Origin of the sequence: Micromonospora sp. M42, assembly GCF_000568915.1 — a bacterium.
In the GTDB taxonomy this organism is placed as follows: Bacteria; Actinomycetota; Actinomycetes; order Mycobacteriales; family Micromonosporaceae; genus Micromonospora; species Micromonospora chalcea.
Genome location: NZ_KK037233.1, coordinates 5,934,375 through 5,940,463, shown reverse-complemented (window position 1 = coordinate 5,940,463; position 6,089 = coordinate 5,934,375). Strand labels below are relative to the sequence as shown.

Genomic DNA, 6,089 nt, shown 5'->3' with positions numbered 1-6,089 from the left:
CTCTGAGCGTCTCCCGCTCCGGAACGGCACTGACGTACGCTCATCGCGGACGGCATGCCCCGGCGCTGCGGTTGCCGAGGGCCCGTACCCTCATTCAGCCCGTCGTGCCGTCCGACCACAGGAGCATCCGCGTTGACCGACCAGACCACGCTGGACCGGGAGATCGCCGCCGAGCAGCGCCACCTCGACCGGGTGTACGCCCGGCTGGCCGAACTGCGCCGGTCGGCGGCCGACGCCGAGCGGGAGGGCTACCGGCTGGCCCGGGTCGGCAACTTCGGCGCGCTGGTCGAGCGGGACGCGATGGTCTTCCACGCCGCCCAGCGCCGGCACGTGCTGGACGCCGAGCACGAGGGGCTGGTGTTCGGGCGGCTGGACCTGCGTACCGGGCAGGTGCTGCACGTCGGCCGCCTGGGCGTGCGGGGCGTGGACGCGGAGACGCTGGTGGTGGACTGGCGGGCGCCCGCCGCCGCCGCGTTCTACCAGGCCACGCCCGCCGAGCCGCGCGGCGTGGTACGCCGGCGCACGATCCAGTCGGCCTCGGAGAAGGTCACCCGGATCGAGGACGACCTGCTGGACCCGGAGGCCGCGCCGCCGGACATGGCGGTGGTCGGTGACGGGGCGCTGCTGGCCACGTTGTCCCGGGCCACCGGCCGGGGCATGCGCGACATCGTCGCCACCATCCAGCGCGAGCAGGACGAGGCGATCCGCTCCCCCGGCAACGGCGTCACGATCGTCTCCGGCGGCCCGGGGACCGGCAAGACGGCGGTGGCGCTGCACCGGGCCGCGTACCTGCTCTACTCCGACCGGGCCCGGTACGCCGGCGGCGGCATCCTGGTGGTCGGCCCGTCCGGCGTGTTCGTCGAGTACATCGCCTCGGTGCTGCCCTCACTGGGCGAGGAGACCGCCACGCTGCACTCGCTCGGCTCGCTCTTCCCCGGCCTGTCCGCGTCGCGGACCGACCCGCCGGACGTGGCGGCGGTGAAGGGCTCGCTGCGGATGCGCCGGGTGCTGGAACGCGCGGTCCGCGACGCGGTGCCGGACTCCCCCGCCGAACTGCGCCTGCTGTACCGGGGTGAGCTGCTGCGCCTGGAGCGCCCCGCGCTGGACGCGATCCGGGACCGGACGCTGGCCCGGGGCGCGCGCCGCAACGAGGTACGCCGGGCGGCGTTCGACGCGGTGCTCGCCGCGCTCTACGCGCAGGCCCGCACGCTGCGGGTGGGACGGCTGCCGGAGCAGCCCGCGTTCGAGGACGAGATCATCGAGCGGCCGGAGTTCCGCGAGTTCCTCAAGGCGTGGTGGCCCCGGCTGCACCCCCGGCACGTGCTGGACTGGCTGGCCCGCCCGGACCGGCTGCGCCGCTACGCCGGGGGGATCCTCTCCTCGGCCGAGATCCGGTTGCTCGGGCAGGCGTACCGCACGCTCACGACCGACGGGCTGACGGTGGCCGACATCGCGCTGCTGGACGAGCTGGACGCGCTGCTGGGCAAGCCGGTGCAGCGGGCCCGGCCCAAGCGCGACCCGTACCAGCTCGCCGGTGGCGTGCGCGAGCTGAGCACGTACGCCGATCGGCAGCGCGCCGCCCGCGCGGCGGCGCGGGAGCGTCCGGCCGACTACCGCGACTACGCGCACGTGGTGGTGGACGAGTCGCAGGACGTCTCGCCGATGCAGTGGCGGATGATCGGCCGGCGCGGGCGGCTGGCGTCCTGGACCGTTGTCGGTGACCCGGCGCAGACGGCCTGGACCGGCGACCCGCAGGAGCTGGACCGGGCCCGGGACCAGGCGCTGGGCCGGCGCAAGCGGCACCGCTACGAGCTGACCACCAACTACCGCAACTCGGCGGAGATCTTCGCGGTGGCGGCGGCGGAGATCCGCCGGCTCTACCCGGATCTGCCGCTGCCCGACGCGGTCCGGTCCACAGGCGTTCCGCCGGTCGAGCGCACGGTGCCCGCCGCCGAGCTGCCGGCGGCCACCGTCGAGGCGGCCGAGGCGCTGCTCGGCCAGGTGGAGGGCACCGTCGGCGTGATCACGCCGGTGCCGCGCCGGGACGAGGTGGCCGGCTGGCTGGGCGCGCTCGGCGCGGGCCGGCTCCAGGTGGTGACCAGCCTCCAGGCCAAGGGCATGGAGTACGACGGCGTGGTGCTGGTGGCGCCGAGCGAGATCCGGGCCGATCCGGGCTCGGGCGTGCGCACGCTCTACGTGGCGCTGTCCCGGGCGACCCAGCGCCTCACCACGCTCGACCCGGTGGGGTGAGGGGCCACGCCCGCGCCACCCACAGTTCACTTGCATACATAGCGATGTGAGCATACATTGGGCCCGGCCGGTACGCGGCAGGGAGGGTGTTGGCGTGGGCGCAGGTCATGACCACAGCAGCGCGGTGGCCAACGCGGCACACCGCCACGCAGGCCGGCTCTGGGCCGCGTTCGCGCTGCTCGCCGTCCTGATGGTGGTCGAGGCGGTGGCCGCCTTCACCACCGGCTCGCTCGCACTGCTCTCCGACGCCGGGCACATGTTCACCGACGTGCTCGGCATCGGCATGGCCCTCGCGGCGATCACCGCCACCCGGCGCGCCGGCACCGACCCGCAGCGCACGTTCGGCCTCTACCGGCTGGAGGTGCTCGCCGCCCTCGCCAACGCCGTGCTGCTCGGCGCCGTCGCGGTCTACGTCCTGATCGAGGCGGTACGCCGCTTCGGCGAGCCGCCGGAGGTGCTGGCCGGCCCGATGCTCGTGGTGGCGGTGCTCGGCCTGCTCGCCAACATCGTCGCCTTCGCGCTGCTGCGCGCCGGGGCGAAGGAGAGCATCAACCTGCGCGGCGCGTACCTGGAGGTGCTCGGCGACCTGCTCGGCTCGCTCGGCGTGATCGCCGCGGCGCTGGTCATCGCGGTGACCGACTGGTGGTGGGCGGACCCACTGGTCGCCGTCGGGATCGGCCTGTTCATCCTGCCGCGCACCTGGCGGCTCGGCCGGGCCGCGGTGCGCATCCTGGTGCAGGCGGCGCCGGAGCACCTCCAGGTGACCGCCGTGCACGACCGGCTGGCCGCGGTCCCCGGCGTGGCCGAGGTGCACGACCTGCACGTCTGGACGCTCACCTCGGGCATGGAGGTGGCCTCGGCGCACCTGACCACCGACCCGGGTGTGGACCCGGCCGGGGTGCTGGCCGCCGCGCGGACGGCGCTGCACGAGGACTTCTCCATCGATCACGCCACGTTGCAGGTCGAACCCGGAGCGTCAGCCGGAGTGTGCGGAAAGACCGAGTGGTGATTAGGGCAGACTTAAATCACCGTGACTGCTGTACACTTATGTCGGTTTTGCCCCACCATGCGGCACTGCGCAACGGAGCCACGCCCGGGCCGCGCCGGTAGGCTCGGTCGCGGCCGCAGCCACCGGCGTCACCGGCGCAGGTGGGGTGGCCGTCGCCTAATCGCCCGAAGGGGCGAGCCGGGGAACCACGTACGTGGGGTGCATCCGCGTCAGCGGTAGGGATCTTCCGTCCCGAACCCGTCAGCTAACCCGGTCGGCGGTTGACGGAAGGACATGTGAATGCCCCCAGTGGCACCTGTACGACGGACGGCCGCCCGGTTGGCGGCCCTGCTCGTCGCGACGCTGACTGTCGGCGTCGCGACCGTTCCGGCCTCCCCCGCCTCGGCGGCGCCCCGGACCGCCCTGCTCGCCGCCGCGCCCGGCGACGACGAGGGCGGCACGCCCGAGCTGCGCGCCCAACTCGACGCGGCCAGCAAGGGCTGGCTGGAGGCGAAGGCCGCGCTGAACCGGTCGGTGAACCGCCAGAAGCAGCTCAACGACCAGCTCGCGAAGGTCGGCGCCGAGCTGGCCGTACGTGACGCCAAGGTCGGTGAGATCGCCGGGGTGGCGTACCGCGCGGGCCGCCTCGGCACCGCCGCGGCGCTGCTCGACAGCAGCAGCCCGGCGGGCTTCATGGACCGGGCCGCCACGCTGGAACAGGTCGCCGCGCACGAGGACCGCACGGTGCGCGAGCTGATCACCACCCGGGACGAGGCCACCCGCACCCGGGCCGCGCTCGACACCGAGATCCGCGAGCAACGCAAGCAGGTCGAGGTGATGGGCAAGCGCAAGGAGCAGGCCGAGCGCGCGCTCGAAGTGGCCAACGAACGTTCCGCACGCAACAACAGCAGCGGCGGCGGCAGCGTCCAGGGCACCTCAAGCAAGAACGCGAAGCCTGCGCCACGCAACTCGGACGGCTCGTGGCCGTCGGAGTCGTGCAGCGTCAACGACCCGACCCCGGCCAACGGCTGCATCACCCCGCGGACGCTGCACGCGCTGCAGCAGGCCAAGGCGGCCGGTTTCACCAGGTACGTCTCGTGCCACCGGCCCAGCGGCTCGGGCGAGCACCCGAAGGGGCGGGCCTGCGACTTCGCCGCCCAGAAGAACGGCTTCGGCGGCGTGGCCAGCGGCGGTGACCGGACGTACGGCAACAACCTGGCCGCGTACTTCGTGCGCAACGCCGACCCGCTCGCCGTGCTCTACGTGATCTGGTTCAAGCAGATCTGGCTGCCCAGCAGCGGGTGGAAGTCGTACAGCGGCGGCAACGGAGACCCGTCCAGCGACCACACCAACCACGTGCACCTGTCGGTGTACTAGCGCGCTCCCGGGGGGCCGGCCGGATCGGGCCGGCCCTCCAGCGTCGCGCCGAGACGGGCCGCCAGGCTCAGGTGAGCCGCCCGGGCCTGGCGGAACGCGTACCCGAACAGCGGCGCCGGCGCGGTGAGCGTGATCTCCACGTCGATGCGCACGGTGCCGTCGGGCTCGTCGCGTAGCCGGGTGTGGTTGCGCACCGTCGTCGCCGGCTGCTGCCGGGCGACAGTGACCACCTCGTCCTCGCTCGCGACCAGCACGTCCGCCTGGTACGTGACCGGGAAGTGCAGCGGGCCCAGTTGCAGCCGGTCGGTGATCGCGTAGCTGGCCAGCGCGCCCGGCCGGGCCGGCAGCTGCCGGACCCGGACGATCAGCGGATGCAGCTCGCCCTGGCGACTCAGGTCACCCAGCAGTGCCACCGCGTCGGCCCGGCTGCACCGGGCCTGCACGGTGTAGCTGAAGCTGTCGCTGCTCTGCAAGCGGGCCCCCTCGCCGTCGTACGTCGCGACGATCGTCCCGTACCGACGCCGGGCTGGCAACGGGTAGAAGGTCCCCTGGCCGCAGGGGGTGCGAACGGCGCTCAGGCGCCGGGCAGCACCTCGGGGGTGTCGTCGGCGAACCACGGCTCGGGAGCGCCGAAGAGGCCGAGCAGGCCGGTCACCCAGAGCTGCCGGTGCACGAACCGGCTCGGCTCGGTGACCACGAGCTTGACGCCGCTGACCTCGCAGGTCTGGAAGCCGGCCACCATGGCGCTGATGCCGACCGAGTCGATGAACGTGACGAGCCGCATGTTCAGCTCGATGCGCGAGGGACGGCCCTTCGCGAGCACCTCGGCGATCGCTTCCCGCACCTCGTACGCGGTGTCGACGTCGATCTCCCCACGGGGCGCGATCTGGACGACACCACCCGGCCGCACCGACTTCACGATCGACAGGCTCACGCGAGCACCTCCACTCGCCCTTGACGGGCGCCTCATCAGTACGCGGGCCGCGACCGAGAGTATTCCTCCAACGGCCCGGTCGCCACCCCCCGGGATGAGCAATTCGCGAACTGGGCACACCTGGGCGCTCCCAATCCGGACCTCCGGGTTCCAGTTTCCCCTTCGACGCGGGCCGCGGCCAGCCGTACGGCCGGTCGGACCCGTCGATCCGCCGACCAGGGTAGCGGGCGCGCGCACGTCCCGTCGGCACCGGTCCCGGCGCGTTCGGGTGGTTCGTCCCGTTCGCTGCTCACGAGCCGGGCACCACCGCGAGGGTTTGCCGCGTGCGCCGGTGGGGCACTGCCCCGAGACAGTGAACGCGCCGGATGGACACCGGAGTCCGAAGTGGCCGCCGGCCTTCGGCACCCGAGGAGGTAGAACGATGTTCGGATCCAACCTGCTGGACCGCCGGGGCAAGGCCGAGCGGGTCGCCGACCAGGCGTGGCAGCACCTGCTCTCCGCGGCCGGCTCCGCCGGTGACAGCGTGCGCGACGCCACCCG

The 6,089-nt window shown here is 73.5% G+C and carries 5 protein-coding genes and 1 riboswitch; of the genes, 3 read left to right on the top strand and 2 right to left on the bottom strand.

The window, feature by feature from the left end; translation table 11 throughout:
- Positions 1-132: 132 nt before the first annotated feature.
- The 3 genes from MCBG_RS27475 to MCBG_RS27465 all read left to right on the top strand — a co-directional run bounded on the left by MCBG_RS27475 (position 133) and on the right by MCBG_RS27465 (position 4,615).
- Positions 133-2,250: a HelD family protein gene (locus tag MCBG_RS27475; RefSeq protein ID WP_043329181.1), complete on the top strand. Its 2,118-nt coding sequence runs from the start codon at positions 133-135 to the stop codon at positions 2,248-2,250.
- Positions 2,251-2,344: 94 nt separating this feature from the next.
- Positions 2,345-3,259 (top strand): cation diffusion facilitator family transporter, encoded by a 915-nt coding sequence (locus MCBG_RS27470; RefSeq protein ID WP_043329179.1) that lies wholly within the window; start codon positions 2,345-2,347, stop codon positions 3,257-3,259.
- 143 nt (positions 3,260-3,402) lie between these two features.
- A riboswitch (cyclic di-AMP (ydaO/yuaA leader) is annotated at positions 3,403-3,534 on the top strand.
- Positions 3,535-3,538: 4 nt separating this feature from the next.
- Positions 3,539-4,615: a coiled-coil domain-containing protein gene (locus MCBG_RS27465; RefSeq protein WP_043329177.1), complete on the top strand. Its 1,077-nt coding sequence runs from the start codon at positions 3,539-3,541 to the stop codon at positions 4,613-4,615.
- Here MCBG_RS27465 and MCBG_RS27460 read toward each other — a convergent pair.
- Positions 4,612-5,088, bottom strand: a complete 477-nt coding sequence (locus tag MCBG_RS27460) for an SRPBCC family protein (RefSeq protein WP_043329174.1) — start codon at positions 5,086-5,088, stop codon at positions 4,612-4,614. The two genes, MCBG_RS27465 and MCBG_RS27460, sit on opposite strands and share 4 nt — an antisense overlap.
- 101 nt (positions 5,089-5,189) lie before the next feature.
- Entirely contained in the window at positions 5,190-5,549 is a 360-nt protein-coding gene (locus tag MCBG_RS27455) for an STAS domain-containing protein (RefSeq protein WP_013287849.1), read from the bottom strand.
- Positions 5,550-6,089 lie beyond the last annotated feature (540 nt).